This window comes from Henriciella mobilis (assembly GCF_003576315.1).
GTDB classification, from domain to species: Bacteria; Pseudomonadota; Alphaproteobacteria; order Caulobacterales; family Hyphomonadaceae; genus Henriciella; species Henriciella mobilis.
The window spans coordinates 74,629-88,931 of record NZ_QWFZ01000032.1; the positions used below are offsets into that span (position 1 = coordinate 74,629).

Genomic DNA, 14,303 nt, shown 5'->3' on the forward strand with positions numbered 1-14,303 from the left:
TCCACCCTATTCCCCCGTCCCGGCGCGCATCGGGGGCCTCTGTTGAAAGCCGCGCCAGACAATCAAAAAGGAAGAAAACGATGAAAACCCTCGTCAGAAAGACAGCAGTCACAGGCGCAATCCTCGGACTGGCCCTGATCGGTCCGGCGCTCGCCCAGGACGCCGGCATGAAAATGGACAGCATGAAAGACATGGACATGTCCGGCATGAGCTGCTGCGGCGACATGGCGCCCGGCTTTGGCGTCATTAACGGCGTCGATCTGGATGCCCGAACCGTCAATATTTCACACGATCCGATCAAGAAGATCGGCTGGGGTGAAATGACAATGGACTTCGAGGTCGGCGGAATGGTTGCGCTCGACAAATTCGAGAATGGCGACAACGTCCATTTCATGCTCAAGCAGGACGACAGCGACAATTATGATATCGCCATGATGATGCCGATCGGCGGCGATCCGGATGCTTTCAAGCAATCCATGATGTCGATGATGAAAGGCAAAGGCATGATGGACTGCAACATGGGCGGACAGGGATCCATGTCCGGCATGTCAGGCAAGGATCATGACGACACCGATCACTAGCCGGTCCTCTGTTTAAAGCAAAAAATTCGTAAATCAGGTTCCGGCCGCGTTCCGCGGCCGGAATGCCTGCGTCTCCCGATTAGTTCACCAGGAAATCCCAATGACTCAAAGAATTCTGATTACCGCCTTCTTGTTAGGTTCCGTTACCCTGACAGCCTGCAGTGACCCCGAAAGCCGAACGCCGCCAGCATCCGGCCCTGCGGAGCAGACCAGGCCTGAACCGTTCGAACAGGCAGATGAAGCTATGCCCGGCGATACTGGACGGGCCACGGGCAGGATCTCATCCCTTGATCGCGACGACGGCCGGGTCACCATCGACCATGGCCCTTTCGAAGGCATCGCCATGGGCGCGATGACCATGAGTTTCGCTTTAATGGGCGATGTTGAGCTGACTGACCTCTCTGAAGGCGATGACGTGATCTTCCAGGTCAAACGGGGCCGGGACGGTTCTCATCGCATCATGGAAATTTGTAGCATTCCCGCGAATGGCCCCGGCTGCCCGGATCTTGAAACGCTTCATCGGGACATCCCTCCAGGTCCGTAAGGCGGCATGCTCCGACACCGTTCTCTAACGCGTAACAGGAATGACGACAATGACAAGAACAAAAATAGCACAGACCCTGAAAGAGGATGGTTTGTCCGGCGTGGTCCGCCGCGTCCATGCCGGCCTGATTTTCAGATATCATGAGACATTCAACTCAAGGTTCGACACGATACATGCGATCGACACAAGAACCTCCGTCGCGCTCGAAACGCTTGATTTCGAGCATCAACACAAAGCGCACGCAATCGACTATGAACCGACCCCTATAAAGCTTGTCGAAGCCCTGCTTAAACCCAGTCGTGCGCGTGCCAGCTCGACGACGTTTCTGGATCTGGGCTGTGGCAAGGGACGCGTTCTGATCAAGGCGGCGGAGCTTGGATTCGATCGCCTGATCGGCGTGGAATTTGCTGGCGAAATCGCTGAAGCTGCCCGGTATAACCTCGGACAGGTTTTCAGATCATCTCCCGGGATTTCATGGACGATCATCAGTCAGGATGCGGCCACCTACAGTCCGCCCGAAAGTGACCTGATCGTTTTTCTGTATAATCCTTTCACCCAGCCCGTCATGGAAGGGGTCGTAAACTGGATAGAAGCCCATATTGATCGCGGCTATCGCGTCGAAATCATCTACTACAATTCACAGTGCCGATCCTTGTTTGATGACTGCAACCGGTTGAAAGTGACACCGTTTCCATGGCTCGTGAAACTCCAGCTGCGCTTCCTGAGCTGGCACGCCGCCGTGAAATATCTTTCCGTAGCAGGCGACAGGAATGAATCATATCGAGGAACGGAGCGACAAGTCTGATTGATCCGCCTCCCCGGAAACCCCAGGGCTGGCGAGGCCTTGTTGCGTTCAATGTCGATCTTAGCCTGCGCAGCACGAAAGTTTCGCCACGTCCTTGTCGAAGGTTTGCGCCGCCAGCTTTAGCCCTTCAACAGTTGTCAGGTATGGGAAGATCGTCTCGCCAAGCGCCTTGGTCGTCATAGCGAACTTCAACGCCATGGCGAGCGTTTGGATCGTGTCAGACCCTTCGGGTGCCGCGATCTGGCCGCCCAGCAGGCGGTCGGTCTTCGCATCCGCGACCAGCTTGATGACGCCGCGGGTATCGCGGGCGGCGGCGGCGCGTGCCACGTGGTCCAGCGTCAGCACGCTGGTCTTGACGTCATGACCGGCCGCCTTCGCCTGCACCTCGGAAAAGCCGACGCCGGCGACCTGCGGATCGGTGAACACGACCCAGGGCATGGCCCCATTGTCATAGCGCAAAGCCTCAAGACCAAGCGCATTATTGACCGCCACCTTGGCCCCATAAGCCGCCATGTAGACGAACTGATCGCGATCGGTGACATCGCCCGCCGCCCAGACGCCCGGCCGCGTCGTGGCCATGTCGGCGCCGACCTTGATCGATCCGCGCGCATCGGTCTCGATGCCGAACTCGCGCAAGCCGAGGTCTTCGGAATTGGCCACCCGGCCTGTGGTCGCCACCAGCCGCTCTGCGGTTAGGGTTTCGGGCGTTCCACCCCGTTCGATCGTCAGCGTGACGCCGCCATCGCCCTGCACCACCGAGCGGTAGGCCAGGTCAGTCTCGACCGCGATGCCCTCCGCTTTCAGCGCTTCTGTCAACACCTCGCCCACTTCCGGTTCAACGCCGGGTAAAAGACGCGAACGCGTGACCAGTGTAACCTTGACGCCCAGCCGCGACGCCATCTGCGCCAGTTCACAGCCAATATAGCCGCCGCCCAGTACCAGGATGCTTTCGGGCTGATCGGGCAGGCTGAGAAGGTCCCAGGAATCGAGCGCCTCCACGGTCTCGATCCCGTCAATTTCCGGCAAGAAAGGGCGCGAGCCGGTGGCGATCAGAACCTTCGGTGCAGCGATGATCCGCCCGCCGACCTCAATCCCGCCTTCGATCAGGCGTGCGGCACCTTTCTCAATATAGGTGATATTCTCATAGGAAGGCAGCAAATCGATATATTTTTTCTGGCGCATTTCGTCGACCAGTTCGGCCGTCCCCTTGACGACCGCTGACCAGTCCACGCTGTGCGCACAGGGCTCAATGCCCGGAAACCGTGCTGCCGATATGCCGCCATGCACCGCTTCGCCGGCCCGTATCATCGCCTTGGATGGCACGCAGCCGACATTGACGCAGGTACCGCCGATGGTGCCGTGCCCGACCATGGCCACGCGCCTGCCGGCCTCGGCCGCGCTAATCGAAGCCGAAAACCCGGCCGAGCCAGCACCTATGACGATGAGGTCATAGCTGTCGTCGCCGTTTTTATTGACGGAGCAGCAATCGCCTGTCTTTACGGTTTGATTCATTATTTCTTCCTCCGCTTGCGACCGGGCACGGCGACGCGGCCTCGATCAAGTATTCAAAATCACACCATCGACCCGATGTCGGAGGCGTGGCCGGGATCAGGTTGGGGCCGCTGTCGCCGCATTCGCCTGCGGCGAAGACCGCGGAATCGCTCGTACGCATCGATGTGTTCACCTGGATGCCCCGCCGAGTGCACTCGGCGCAGGCAGCTTCAAGGTTCAGCCTGTCCATTTTTGGTACCCGGCCGGGGCTGAGGCACATGCTCATTGATGCAAAACAAGAAGGTGTCGCAATGACGGTACCGGCCAGGCCCGTTATCAGCAGTTTTCGGTCAGTCCATTTTGACATCAAAGTGAAAGCCTTGTGTGAAAATCTGACGATGTATGCGAACATCGACTGGCAGGTGCCTCATCAGGATATTCCAGATGCTGCGTGTTCAACCGTCCGTAACGCTTGCCGGGTATCCTACATCGGTTGAAGCCGCAGCGATCAGCTCAGGCGTTGTCGCCGCCGTATCGTAAACCACCTCTGCGGTCCTGGCCGCATAATCGATATCGACAGATTTAACGCCCTCGACACGCATCATCGCTTTCCTGACAGCAATCGGACATGTCGCGCAGGTCATGTTTCCGATCGTAAAACGGGCTGTCGCCTGTTCGACCTCCACCGAGGCATCCGGAGCATTCTGCGCGCCGGCGACTGCGAGCCCCCCCGCGAGTGCCAGACCTGCCAGTCCGGCGATCATCCATGTGCGTTTCATACTTGTCTCCCTGGCTAGTAAAATAACGGTGCCCATACATCGATGGTCAAGGCCGCCAGCACGACAAGCGCGCCGCTCCACAGGGCGACCTGCTTGACGACTGACGACTGCAAACGGGCGCAATAGCTACCATCCTCGCAGACACTGGTTTTTCGAAAATAGACATCCCAGAACCCAGCCGCGAGAAATCCGATCGCGACCAGAAGAAAAAGGGGCTTGTAGGGTTCCAGCGCCGTCAACTGGCCAATCCACGCTCCGGAAACACCGAGACTGATCAGCACAAGCGGCACGATGCAGCAGGATGATGCAAGGAATGCCCCCAGCATGCCACCGGCAACAAGCCACCTTGAGCGACGCTCATTTGCTGGGCTGTTTTCCGTACCTGCCATGACCAGCTGTTCCCATTGCTTTATCGATCATGATCACGTTACGCTCTGTAGTTGGTACAGACACAAGTGGGTATTTCATCATGGCCATCACATCGCCGCGAGCAGCACTCAAACGGGCTGAACTGGCCGGGCGGCTCGGCTGCAATCTTGAAACGATCCGCTATTATGAAAGGATCGAATTGCTGCCCGAACCAGCCCGCACGGCAAGTGGCCACCGGCTGTATTCGAATGAAGATCAGGTACGACTGCGTTTCATATTGCGAGCCCGCAGCCTCGGCTTCTCCGTGGAAGATGTACGCTCGCTACTTGGCATCAATGATGGCAGGCCGAGCTGCGCGGAGGTCAGGGCGCTGGCAGAAGCACATCGGGGCGATATCCGTAAACGCATCGCCGATCTGAAGCAGATGGATCGACGGCTCGGCGAGATCATGGCTGGTTGCACCGGCGCTGAAACACCCGATTGCGCACTCACCGACAAACTGTTCGAAGATAGCTGACAAAAGGGGCTCCTGCATCTGCCGGAGATGCAAATGATGGACATCCACGACACCATCACCGCTCCGCATCGCCTCAATGACGGTACCGATGTCAATGTCCGGCGGACTGCCTAGCCACAACATGTGGATCGGCCCGCCGATTTCGCGGAACGACAGGCAGAGAATGTTACCGCGATACCGATCGTCACGAACGGATCGAACAGTATTCAGTCATAGATGAGGATGAGCGCGTCGCCCGCAACCACGGCTACAGATGCGAGTGCGTCGGACAGATTGTGAAGGAGGAGCGCCCGGATATTCACGCTCCCATTCTGCACCGAATAGATTAGGAGGGCTGTAAGCTCTGCAATGACCAGCGCAACACCGCCAAGAATAACGATCGTCCAGCCACCAACGGCGGGCGGATCAGTGATCCGTATGACAGTCTTATTGACCAGATGGCAATGGAGACCCGACGATCATCGCTCGCGGGATCAAGATCGTCATGATCATGTGCGTGGCTCAGGATCGGCCTGCTCTTCCAGCACCTTGCGCTTGCACTCGAGATACGCGCGTCGCCGCGCGTGTACCGCGTTTTTTGCGCGGCTCTTTGGTGGTATCAGGCCGCATTCCTCCTGCACCTTGGCCGCCTGCTCACTTGAAAGGGCCCCCATCACGTTGTCGAGACTCTCGCAGCCGGCCAGGGCTGCGAGAGAAACGGACATGACCGCGAAGCGAAGTTCACGATGGATGAACATGCTCGGCCTCCAACAAGGAATGGTGCGCGTCGGGCTTTGGTGCGAACCAGCGGTGAAGGGCGGGTAGCACCAGCAAAGTTAGCACGGTCGAGGAGACCAGCCCGCCCATGACCACCGTGGCCAGTGGCCGCTGCACTTCAGCACCGACACCACTTGCGAAGAGCAGCGGCGCAAGGCCGAGCGCCGTCGTAAGGGCGGTCATCAGCACAGGACGTGCCCGCAAGCCTGCCGCCTCGACGGCAAGTTCATCGCGACCACGGCCCTCCCTGGCAAAATCATCCATGAAACTGACCAGCACCATGCCATTGCCGAGCGCGATACCGAACAGGGCAATAAAGCCGACCGTCGCAGGCACCGAGATCGGCAGGCCTGCAATCCAGAGCGCCATCGCCCCGCCGGTCAGCGCCAGCGGAATGTTGAGCAGGATCAGGATGGCCGATTTCATGCGCCCGAACGTCAATAGCAGGATCAGGAATACGATACCGAGCGTGATCGGGATCACGACCGCGAACCGCGCATTCGCTTCCTGCTGGAGTTCGAACTGTCCGCCCCATTCGACGCGATAACCAGCCGGCAGGTCGAGCTGGCTGGCGACCGATTGCTGCGCATCAGCGACATAGCTGCCAATATCGCGTCCTCTCACATTGAGCTGAACGGTGATGAATCGCTCACCATTCTCGCGCGTGATCTGACGTGGACCGACAATCTCCCTGATGTTTGCCACGCTTTCGAGTGGAACCCGTGCGCCGCTGGACGATTCCAGAATAATCCGTCCGATGGCCGCGGGCGTGTTGCGGTCCTCTTCGGCATAGCGCACGATGACGGGAAACTGGCGCACTCCCTCAAAAACGGCACCAGCCTCTGCCCCGCCGACGCCGGAACGCAAGGCATCGAGCGCCTCCTCCACGCTCAGTCCATACCGGCCGAGCGCAGGACGGTTGAGCGAGACCACAAGCTGCGGCGCGCCGGTGATCTGATCGGCCTGGACGTCGGTCGCCCCAGGAATTTCCTGAAGAATGGACTGCAAGTCCTGCGAGCCTTCGAGCAGGACCTCCGTATCCGGACCGAAGATCTTGACCGCCAGTTGCGCCTTTGTGCCGGTCAGGAGCTCATCAACCGACATGGCGATTGGCTGGCCGACATTAACCCTGACGCCTGGAAAGCCGCCGAGATTCTCGGAGATCGACGCCCGGAGTTCATCCGGGCTGATGCCATTGCGCCATTCGCTTCGGGGTTTGAGCGCCACGAAGGCCTCGATACTGTTCACCGGGTCGGCATGCGCGCCGACTTCCCCACGGCCGATCCGGCTGACAATGGAACTGATCTCGGGGAAGGCTTCAAGCAGTCTTGTCTCGATGCGGGTCGACGTTTCCTTTGCTTCGGTTAGCGAGATGGACGGCGCCATCGTCACACGCAACAGGACATCGCCTTCCTCCAGCGCAGGCGTGAACTCCGAGCCAAGGCGTGTCGCTGAGAGGCCCCCAACCAGAAGCAGGACGCCTGCTAGCCCGACCGCCGCGAGACGTCGCCGGACGAAGAAGGCCGCAAGCGGCTTGATCAGCGAAACAAGCCGGCTGTCGCTCTCCTGGCTATTGCTCTTGGGCGGACGCATGAGGCCGAGCGCCATCGCCGGAGCGATGAGCGCGGCATAGATCAGCGACCCTGTCATGGCGAGCGCGGCAGAAGCGGCGAGCGGCCGAAACGTCTTGCCTTCAGTGCCCTGTAGCGAAAAGAGCGGCAGGAAGACAATGATCACCACGAGGACGGCAGCAATCAGCGGCGCGATCACTTCGGCGCTCGCTCGCGCGACCGTCGTGCGGCTATCTTCACCCTCGCGTCGTTCGCGCAAGCCGCGATCCACGTTCTCGGCGATGACGATGGCGCCGTCGACCATCATCCCGATGGCGATCGCCACCCCGCCCAGCGTCATCAGATTGGCCCCGATGCCGAGGAATTTCATCGCGATGAAGGCAAAGCCGACCGAGAAGGGTATGGCCATGACAACCACGAGGCTTGGACGCCAGCCGCCGAGGAACAGGAAGACGATGACGGCGACCAGGAGCGCGCCCTGCCAGAGCGCGGTCGTCACGGTCGCAGCCGCCTTTTTCACCAGCGTGCCCTGATCATAATACGGAACGGCTTTGACGCCATCCGGAAGCGACTGGTTGATCTCGTCGAAGCGCGCTTGCGCGTTCTCGATCACCTCAGACGTGTTTGTGCCATAAAGTTTCAGGACGAGACCGGCGACGGTCTCCCCTTCGCCATTGGCAGTTGCGAGCCCCTGCCGGACGCCGCCGCCGATGGCGACTTCACCGAGGTCGTTGACGCGGACGGTTCGTCCATCCACGGTCTTGACCGGCGTTTCACGCAGATCATCGAGAGATCGAGCGAGCCCGACCCCGCGCACCGTGTACTGTTCGGCGCCAATTTCGATGAATTGCGCGCCGGCCGTCCGATTGGCGCTCTCCAGGGCGGCAATCACCTCGCCGACGCTGAGGTCATAGGATGTCAGCTGATCGGGATCGAGGCGGACCTGGTACTGCTTCTCGAAACCCCCTAGTGACAGAACCTCCGTCACCCCTTCAACCGACTGGAGCGGATACTTGATCATCCAGTCGGCAATCTCGCGCAGCTCAACCAGCGACCGCTCGCCGGTCTCATCGACGAGCCGATAGTACATGATGATACCAAGGCCGGTCGAAATCGGCCCCATCTTGGGTGTGCCGAAACCGTCGGGAATGGCGTCGGCGGCCTCGCCGAGGCGCTCACCGACGACCTGGCGGGCAAAATAGACGTCCGTGCCGTCCTCGAAATAGATATTGATGACAGACAGGCCAAAATTGGATGTCGAGCGGATCTCGTCGACCTTGGGGAGGCCGGACATGGCCGTCTCGATCGGATAGGTGACATAGCGTTCGACCTCTTCGGGCGACAGGCCTTCAGTTTCGGTGAAGACTTGGACCAGAGAAGGTGAGGGATCGGGAAAAGCGTCGACAGGCAGGCTGCGAAAGGCAAACAGCCCCCCGATCGACAGGGCGAGTGCGGCAATGGCGGCAAGCAGCCGGCCACCCGCAAGGCGGTGCATCAAATTGATCATTTTGCGGGTCTCCTAGTGTGCGTGGCCGTCGCCGAAAGCGTCTTTTTCAAGCTGCGCTTTCAGGGTGAAGGCGCCCTCGGCAACGAATGCTTCGTCGGCCTCGAGCCCGGAAATGATCTCGGTATAGCTGCCTGCACTCTCTCCTGTGCGGACCTCGCGCGGTTCGAACCCGTCATCGGTCGGGACGAAGACCGAAATCCTGTCCTCGACGCTGACGATCGCATCGGAGGGAACGCGCACGACGGGGCGCCCCTCTCCCGTGTCGATCCGCGCCGTTACGAACTGACCGGGCTTCAGCCTGTGTTCGGCATTGTCGACAATGACCCGCGCGGTCGCAGTGCGGGATGCCTCATTGATGACAGGCAGGACATTTGAAATTGTCCCCTCGGCCAGGACGCGGCCATCTTCCTGCTGGAAGGTCACGGTCTGGCCTTCGCTGACCTTGCCGAGATCTTCCTTGTAGACGGCGATGTCGGCCCAGACGACGCTATCATCGATGATGACAAAGATGGGCGCGCCGCCAGCCGATACGGTTTCTCCAAGAGAAACGCTCCGCTGAATCACCTCTCCGGCAAGGGGAGCCGTCACATAGGCTTGTGCAAGCGACCCGTCCGCAGCCTCATTAAGCTTGTCCAGTGTGCCATGACCAATGCCGATCGCATGAAGCCTGTTTTCAGCAGCTTCCCGGCCGGCATTGGCTGCGGCGAATGCCGCACGCGCCGACTGCAGATCGGCCTCGGCGGTGATTTTCTGCTCCCAGAGGTTTTCCTCACGCTCAAGCTCGGCTTGCGCGAGGCGCTCGGCGCTCAGGGCATTCAGATAATCGGCCTTTAGGCCGGCGAGTTCACGACTGGTCAGCCGGGCAAGCGTGGCGCCGGCTTTCACGATATCGCCTTCGCCTGCATAAAGTTGGGCAACGGTGCCCTCGACCTGTGGCGAGACCCTTGCGACACGGTCCGCATCGAAACGGATCTCGGCCGGCAGTTCCAGCTGGCCCGAAACCGCTCCGGTTTGGGCTCGCCCGGTCCGGATACCGGCAGCTTCCGCCTCCTCGGCGGTCAGCTCGACATGATCGCCGCCTTCACCTTCGTGTTCGGTATGACCGCCTCCTTCTTCATGTCCCTCATGATCGTCGCCATCGGCCTCATCATGGCTTTCATGCTCCTCATCACTACCGTCTTCGTGGTCGTCATGGCCATCTTCGGCTTGTGGGGGCGTCCGGTTTGCACCAGACGAATCGGAGGCGTCACTGCCGCAAGCACTAAGATACAAAAGCGCTGGCGAAAGCAGCGCCGCATAGAATAAATTCAGTTTCATTGGATCTCTCCTTCGAACGGCGCGGCGCCAATCAGCGCACGCAACCGCAGCGTGTATGTCTGGAGCGCCAGCCGGGCATCGATTACGGCGGCGCGGGTTTCAATCAGACTGCGCCGCGCATCGAGCGTGGCGGTCAGGTCGAACTTGCCAACCCGGTAGCCTTCGGCCGCTGAAGCGTAGGCATCTTCGGCCAGTGGCAGGGCTTCGCCCTCAAGACGCTGCAATCGGGATTTCGCGGCCCGGACCAGCGCAGCCAGGCTGGCCTGCTCGGCCCGCAACCTTGCCTCAACAGTCTGTGCTGATAGCTCGGCACTCTGGGTACGTAATCCGGCCGCCCGCGTTGCGTCCTGATTGCGGTCAAAGACCGGCAAAGGAACACTGACACCCGCCAGAAACGCGCTATCGCCCGTGTCCTCAAATCTTCGGACACCAGCCGATACGGTTATATCAGGCCATGCGCCGGCGCGGGCCCGGTCCGTCGCCGCGCTACGAGCCGTCGCTCCGGCCTTAGCCGCCGCAAGTGACGGATGAACGCCAGAATCTGGTTGAGCCGACCCACCCGCCGGATCTGTTACGATTTCCGCAGTGCCAGACAAGACAAAGTCGATCTCTGGACTACCCCAAACGGACGCAAGCGCTAGCCCTTTGGCTTCGACCTGGCCCCGCGCACCATCCGCAACCGCCTGAAGCGCTGCTGCTTCAGCCCGCGCGCGCAGCAACTCAGGCGGAGCCGACGCTCCAGCGTCCACGCGACGCTGGACGACGCCAGAGAACTCGGATGCGAGATCGGCTGAGGCCTGAGCGACCTCGGCCATGTCGTAAGCGGCACGAAGTTCCAGATAGAGTTCCCCTGCGAGTTTCTGAGCTTCCAGGCTTCGTACAGAACATTCGGCACTCGCCAATGCGGCTTCAGCTCTGGCGGCCCGCTCGGAAAGTCTTCGTTTATCGCCAAGCTGTAAGGTCTGCGCCACTACCAGGGTCGTCTCGTAGGCATTGAAGCCTTCAAGCGATCCGCTGCCGGCAAAGTTCTCGGTTTCGACAGACAGAGATGGATTAAGCCAACGGCTCGCCTGATCGGCGTCGGCCGATGAAGCTTTCGCCTCGAGAGCCGCCGTCAGAACTTCAGGCGAAGCATTGGCGGCGCGAGCAATAGCCGCGTCGAGCGTCAGTGGTCGGGATTGATCATAGTCAGTCGCGCCGACATAGACAGAACTACACCCTTGCGCATAGGCCGTACCGGCCATGACCGGCAGGGCGAGCGCGGTGATCGCGCTGCATATAAGAATTTTCATTTTTGCTGGTTTCCTCGTCCAGATTCAACGACAGCGAGGCCGTAGCCACGCAAAATATTCCTGTGTCGTTGGTCTAGGCGCGAGGAGGACGGTAAAGACCGTCTGGGCGGAGGTTCTCGAGAAAAGAACCGCCAGGCAACAAATGTTTTGTCTGCACGACAGACTTCGGAGCGCCGCTTAGATCGCCGCCGCCTATCAGATGGAAATGACAGCTTCCGCACTGATGCGCGGTATGGTCATGACCTTCATGCGATGGCTCCTTATCAGGGGCATCTTGGGCCAGCTCACTCGTAGAACATTCCTCTGCGGCCTGATCGCCCGGATGCATGATATCCGCCGCAGCCGTCATCGGCGCAATAACAAAAGCTATCGCCATCACCATGACGAGCAACCTTCGTAAACACGTTATGACTTGGAACGGAAACATGATTGCTGGGCTAGCTACTTTCTTTTATGATCGGGTAAACAGGCTCACTCTCTTTTTAGCACCTCCAGTCACTGGAGGGTCAAGCGCCTTTTGACGGAAGCCCTGCAAGCACCTCGGCGCCATCATGCTGTTCGTGCAAGCAATTCTCGTGCTGGCCAAGGGCAGCGAGTACAGAGCAGGTCCCGATCTTGCCGCCTTCGCAGGCGCGGATCATGCGCTTGAGCTCGGCCTCGAGCGCCTCCAATTGGGTCAGCCTGCGGCGAACCTCGTCAAGCTGGCGACGTGCAATCTGGTCAACCAGGACGCACTCCCTGCCTGGCTCTACCTGCAGCGAAATCAGTTCCCTTACCGCTGAGACGGGAAACCCCAGATCCCTTGCATGACGTATAAAACGGAGACGCTCTACAGAGGCCCCTGCGTACAACCGCTGTCCGCTTGCGCTGCGTTGCGGCTCGTCGAGCAGGCCAATGGATTCATAATAGCGGATTGTCGTGACTTTTACGGCCGTCGCCCCTGACAGTTTTCCGATCGTCATCAAGGCCATGATAGCGCCCCTTGCCCCTCTAGTTACTGTAGACTGCAGGAAATAACCCTGACGGCTGAAAACACAAGCGCAGGAGGCAACATGAGTGGTGATACGACAATCCAGATACTCGGCATTGCCACAGGTGGCGCAGTTGCTGTGATTCCTATTTGGTCTGCAGCCTTCCCCGCGCAGAGAATTTGGCTCCCGCAGCGTTATTCGCGTTTCGTGGCACCAATCATCTGGAAGGGTACGATCACGAATTTCGGAGCGGCGCTGTCGATTGGGGCTTCAGGTAGGGCAACCGCTCCCGTACCCTGCTGGGCGATATTCGGCCTCGGGTTTGCCCCTCTCATCATCGCGAATATGGTGGTTTGGCGCGCAGATTTCCGGTTCGGTTTCGACGAGACACCAGGAGCCAAGGGCACACTTGCCACCACAGGGCCCTACCGCTACTCCAGCTATCCTCAATACGCTCGCAATACAAAGCTTTCTAACGGAGACGCTTCGATAAAATTCTTACGGTGCATCTCCCCTCACCGACAACGCATGGTAAAATCATAGGATGGGTAGCGAAGACTTGAAAATCGAGACGTCAGACGAGCGCCGAACTCTTCAAATCGTACTATGGCTAAACATACTCATAGCCATTGGCTTTTTTGTCACAGGCTGGTTCGGCGACTCCAATGCCCTCCTGGCGAACGGGCTGGATAATTCCTCGGACGCGATTGTGTATGGCTTGAGCCTGCTTGCACTTACACGTTCGCAGATCTGGAAACGCAACGCCGCTCGACTGTCAGGTGGAATGCTTCTTGTATTTGCCGTCGGCGTCGCCGGCGACGCAATCCGTCGATACTTTGAAGGATCTGAACCCCTCGGTCTCATCATGCTGGCAATGGCCGCGATTGCAGGTGTTGTAAATCTGATCTGTCTCTGGCTTTTGAAAAAAATAGAAAAGAAGGATGTAAACCTGCGAGCCGCTACAACATTTAGTTTCAATGACTTCATCTCGAATGGGGGGATCATTCTCGCGGGCGTAATCGTACTGTGGACTGGGTCCAACTGGCCAGATCTGCTTGTCGGATTGGGAGTCGCGGCGATTGCGGTATATGGTGGAATCGATATTCTGCGCGATGCGCATGCTGATAAGCATCAGTCAGGATGATGCCCCAAACCCGGAATTGGTCTGCTCCCTGAAAAGTGGTCCATTATTTGAGTTAGTTCCGGCTTCAGATATGGAGCTGAGACATGGGCAAGAGATCTACGCCTGAAGAGATTATTGCGAAGCTGCGGGAGGTGGAGGTGCGCCTTGCTCGCGGTGAGACGACGGGTCAGGCCGTGCGTTCGATCGGCGTGACGGAGCAGACCTACTACCGGTGGCGCAAGGAGTATGGCGGGCTGCAGGTTGGCCAGGCCAAGCGGATGAAGGAGATCGAGAAGGAGAATGCGCGGCTTCGCCGGGCGATCTCCGATCTGACCCTCGACAACCAGATCCTTCAGGAAGTCATCAAGGGAAAGTTCTAAGCCCTTCACGCAAACGCGAAGCGGTCGATCATGTGGTTGAGACACTCGGCGCAACCGAGCGCCGGGCCTGCCGTGTGATCGGCCAGCACCGTTCCACTCAGCGCAAGCCGCGCGTGCCGCGTCAGGACGAGGATGTGCTGACAGCAGCCATCATCGCCCTGGCGGAACGGTTCGGCCGGTATGGCTACCGCCGGATCACGGCCCTGCTGAGACGGGATGGCTGGCATGTGAACGAGAAGCGCGTCTATCGCATCTGGCGGCGTGAGGGGCTGAAAGTGCCAATGAAACAACCGAAACGTG

The 14,303-nt window shown here is 59.3% G+C and carries 16 protein-coding genes and 2 pseudogenes; 7 read left to right on the forward strand and 11 right to left on the reverse strand.

Going from position 1 to position 14,303, the window contains the following annotated elements; translation table 11 throughout:
* Positions 1 to 80: 80 nt before the first annotated feature.
* From D1227_RS14545 to D1227_RS14555, 3 genes are all read left to right on the forward strand, one after another.
* Positions 81 to 581 carry a copper-binding protein gene (locus D1227_RS14545; RefSeq protein ID WP_084396453.1) on the forward strand — a complete coding sequence of 167 codons (501 nt, stop codon included), beginning with the start codon at positions 81 to 83 and terminating at the stop codon, positions 579 to 581.
* A 100-nt stretch (positions 582 to 681) separates the two neighbouring features.
* Entirely contained in the window at positions 682 to 1,125 is a 444-nt protein-coding gene (locus D1227_RS14550) for a copper-binding protein (RefSeq protein ID WP_233349712.1), read from the forward strand.
* 49 nt (positions 1,126 to 1,174) lie between these two features.
* Positions 1,175 to 1,930, forward strand: a complete 756-nt coding sequence (locus tag D1227_RS14555; protein ID WP_158085573.1) for a class I SAM-dependent methyltransferase — start codon at positions 1,175 to 1,177, stop codon at positions 1,928 to 1,930.
* Between the two features lie 60 nt (positions 1,931 to 1,990).
* On the opposite strand, the gene merA is transcribed toward D1227_RS14555, so the two are convergent.
* From merA to D1227_RS14575, 4 genes are read right to left on the reverse strand one after another with little or no spacing between them, the layout of a single operon-like run.
* Positions 1,991 to 3,442 carry a mercury(II) reductase gene (merA, locus tag D1227_RS14560; RefSeq protein WP_119377464.1) on the reverse strand — a complete coding sequence of 484 codons (1,452 nt, stop codon included), beginning with the start codon at positions 3,440 to 3,442 and terminating at the stop codon, positions 1,991 to 1,993.
* Entirely contained in the window at positions 3,399 to 3,833 is a 435-nt protein-coding gene (locus tag D1227_RS20225) for an FAD-dependent oxidoreductase (RefSeq protein WP_119377465.1), read from the reverse strand. Before D1227_RS20225 ends, merA begins: the two co-directional genes overlap by 44 nt.
* A gap of 43 nt (positions 3,834 to 3,876) precedes the next feature.
* Positions 3,877 to 4,200 carry a heavy-metal-associated domain-containing protein gene (locus D1227_RS14570; protein WP_034798642.1) on the reverse strand — a complete coding sequence of 108 codons (324 nt, stop codon included), beginning with the start codon at positions 4,198 to 4,200 and terminating at the stop codon, positions 3,877 to 3,879.
* A gap of 14 nt (positions 4,201 to 4,214) precedes the next feature.
* Positions 4,215 to 4,589 carry a mercuric transporter MerT family protein gene (locus D1227_RS14575; RefSeq protein WP_034813607.1) on the reverse strand — a complete coding sequence of 125 codons (375 nt, stop codon included), beginning with the start codon at positions 4,587 to 4,589 and terminating at the stop codon, positions 4,215 to 4,217.
* An 80-nt stretch (positions 4,590 to 4,669) separates the two neighbouring features.
* On the opposite strand from D1227_RS14575, the gene D1227_RS20230 reads away from it, so the two are divergent.
* Positions 4,670 to 5,086 (forward strand): MerR family transcriptional regulator, encoded by a 417-nt coding sequence (locus D1227_RS20230; protein ID WP_158586664.1) that lies wholly within the window; start codon positions 4,670 to 4,672, stop codon positions 5,084 to 5,086.
* Positions 5,087 to 5,095: 9 nt separating this feature from the next.
* Here the strand turns inward: D1227_RS20230 and D1227_RS20520 are convergent.
* The 7 genes and pseudogenes from D1227_RS20520 to D1227_RS14615 form a co-directional block, all read right to left on the reverse strand.
* A pseudogene (locus tag D1227_RS20520) lies at positions 5,096 to 5,502 on the reverse strand (cation transporter); the annotation flags it as partial.
* 72 nt (positions 5,503 to 5,574) lie between these two features.
* Positions 5,575 to 5,823: a hypothetical protein gene (locus D1227_RS14590; RefSeq protein ID WP_119405126.1), complete on the reverse strand. Its 249-nt coding sequence runs from the start codon at positions 5,821 to 5,823 to the stop codon at positions 5,575 to 5,577.
* Complete coding sequence (locus tag D1227_RS14595; RefSeq protein WP_119405127.1) at positions 5,807 to 8,920, reverse strand: efflux RND transporter permease subunit; 3,114 nt, start codon at positions 8,918 to 8,920, stop codon at positions 5,807 to 5,809. The genes D1227_RS14590 and D1227_RS14595 overlap by 17 nt, the downstream gene beginning before the upstream one ends.
* Before the next feature lie 12 nt (positions 8,921 to 8,932).
* Positions 8,933 to 10,237 carry an efflux RND transporter periplasmic adaptor subunit gene (locus D1227_RS14600; RefSeq protein WP_119405128.1) on the reverse strand — a complete coding sequence of 435 codons (1,305 nt, stop codon included), beginning with the start codon at positions 10,235 to 10,237 and terminating at the stop codon, positions 8,933 to 8,935.
* Positions 10,234 to 11,529 carry a TolC family protein gene (locus tag D1227_RS14605; RefSeq protein ID WP_119405129.1) on the reverse strand — a complete coding sequence of 432 codons (1,296 nt, stop codon included), beginning with the start codon at positions 11,527 to 11,529 and terminating at the stop codon, positions 10,234 to 10,236. Before D1227_RS14605 ends, D1227_RS14600 begins: the two co-directional genes overlap by 4 nt.
* Before the next feature lie 73 nt (positions 11,530 to 11,602).
* Positions 11,603 to 11,956, reverse strand: coding sequence for a DUF2946 family protein (locus D1227_RS20525; RefSeq protein ID WP_411710428.1), 354 nt, complete (start codon positions 11,954 to 11,956; stop codon positions 11,603 to 11,605).
* 79 nt (positions 11,957 to 12,035) lie between these two features.
* Complete coding sequence (locus D1227_RS14615) at positions 12,036 to 12,500, reverse strand: MerR family transcriptional regulator (RefSeq protein WP_119405131.1); 465 nt, start codon at positions 12,498 to 12,500, stop codon at positions 12,036 to 12,038.
* Positions 12,501 to 12,581: 81 nt separating this feature from the next.
* On the opposite strand from D1227_RS14615, the gene D1227_RS14620 reads away from it, so the two are divergent.
* The 3 genes and pseudogenes from D1227_RS14620 to D1227_RS20240 all read left to right on the forward strand — a co-directional run.
* The gene (locus D1227_RS14620; RefSeq protein ID WP_119405132.1) at positions 12,582 to 13,043 is read left to right on the forward strand and encodes a hypothetical protein; all 462 of its coding nucleotides are present in this window, start codon (positions 12,582 to 12,584) and stop codon (positions 13,041 to 13,043) included.
* Between the two features lies 1 nt (position 13,044).
* The gene (locus D1227_RS14625; RefSeq protein ID WP_013301506.1) at positions 13,045 to 13,644 is read left to right on the forward strand and encodes a cation transporter; all 600 of its coding nucleotides are present in this window, start codon (positions 13,045 to 13,047) and stop codon (positions 13,642 to 13,644) included.
* 83 nt (positions 13,645 to 13,727) lie between these two features.
* Positions 13,728 to 14,303, forward strand: a pseudogene (locus tag D1227_RS20240) (IS3 family transposase); the annotation flags it as partial.

Excerpts from the sequence above, each read along its gene's own strand:
- D1227_RS14545 (WP_084396453.1), top strand. The coding sequence starts at position 81 with ATGAAAACCCTCGTCAGAAAGACAGCAGTCACAGGCGCAATCCTCGGA.
- D1227_RS14550 (WP_233349712.1), top strand. The coding sequence starts at position 682 with ATGACTCAAAGAATTCTGATTACCGCCTTCTTGTTAGGTTCCGTTACC.
- D1227_RS14555 (WP_158085573.1), top strand. The coding sequence starts at position 1,175 with ATGACAAGAACAAAAATAGCACAGACCCTGAAAGAGGATGGTTTGTCC.
- merA (WP_119377464.1), bottom strand. The coding sequence starts at position 3,442 with ATGAATCAAACCGTAAAGACAGGCGATTGCTGCTCCGTCAATAAAAAC.
- D1227_RS20225 (WP_119377465.1), bottom strand. The coding sequence starts at position 3,833 with ATGTTCGCATACATCGTCAGATTTTCACACAAGGCTTTCACTTTGATG.
- D1227_RS14570 (WP_034798642.1), bottom strand. The coding sequence starts at position 4,200 with ATGAAACGCACATGGATGATCGCCGGACTGGCAGGTCTGGCACTCGCG.
- D1227_RS14575 (WP_034813607.1), bottom strand. The coding sequence starts at position 4,589 with ATGGCAGGTACGGAAAACAGCCCAGCAAATGAGCGTCGCTCAAGGTGG.
- D1227_RS20230 (WP_158586664.1), top strand. The coding sequence starts at position 4,670 with ATGGCCATCACATCGCCGCGAGCAGCACTCAAACGGGCTGAACTGGCC.
- D1227_RS14590 (WP_119405126.1), bottom strand. The coding sequence starts at position 5,823 with ATGTTCATCCATCGTGAACTTCGCTTCGCGGTCATGTCCGTTTCTCTC.
- D1227_RS14595 (WP_119405127.1), bottom strand. The coding sequence starts at position 8,920 with ATGATCAATTTGATGCACCGCCTTGCGGGTGGCCGGCTGCTTGCCGCC.
- D1227_RS14600 (WP_119405128.1), bottom strand. The coding sequence starts at position 10,237 with ATGAAACTGAATTTATTCTATGCGGCGCTGCTTTCGCCAGCGCTTTTG.
- D1227_RS14605 (WP_119405129.1), bottom strand. The coding sequence starts at position 11,529 with ATGAAAATTCTTATATGCAGCGCGATCACCGCGCTCGCCCTGCCGGTC.
- D1227_RS20525 (WP_411710428.1), bottom strand. The coding sequence starts at position 11,956 with ATGTTTCCGTTCCAAGTCATAACGTGTTTACGAAGGTTGCTCGTCATG.
- D1227_RS14615 (WP_119405131.1), bottom strand. The coding sequence starts at position 12,500 with ATGGCCTTGATGACGATCGGAAAACTGTCAGGGGCGACGGCCGTAAAA.
- D1227_RS14620 (WP_119405132.1), top strand. The coding sequence starts at position 12,582 with ATGAGTGGTGATACGACAATCCAGATACTCGGCATTGCCACAGGTGGC.
- D1227_RS14625 (WP_013301506.1), top strand. The coding sequence starts at position 13,045 with ATGGGTAGCGAAGACTTGAAAATCGAGACGTCAGACGAGCGCCGAACT.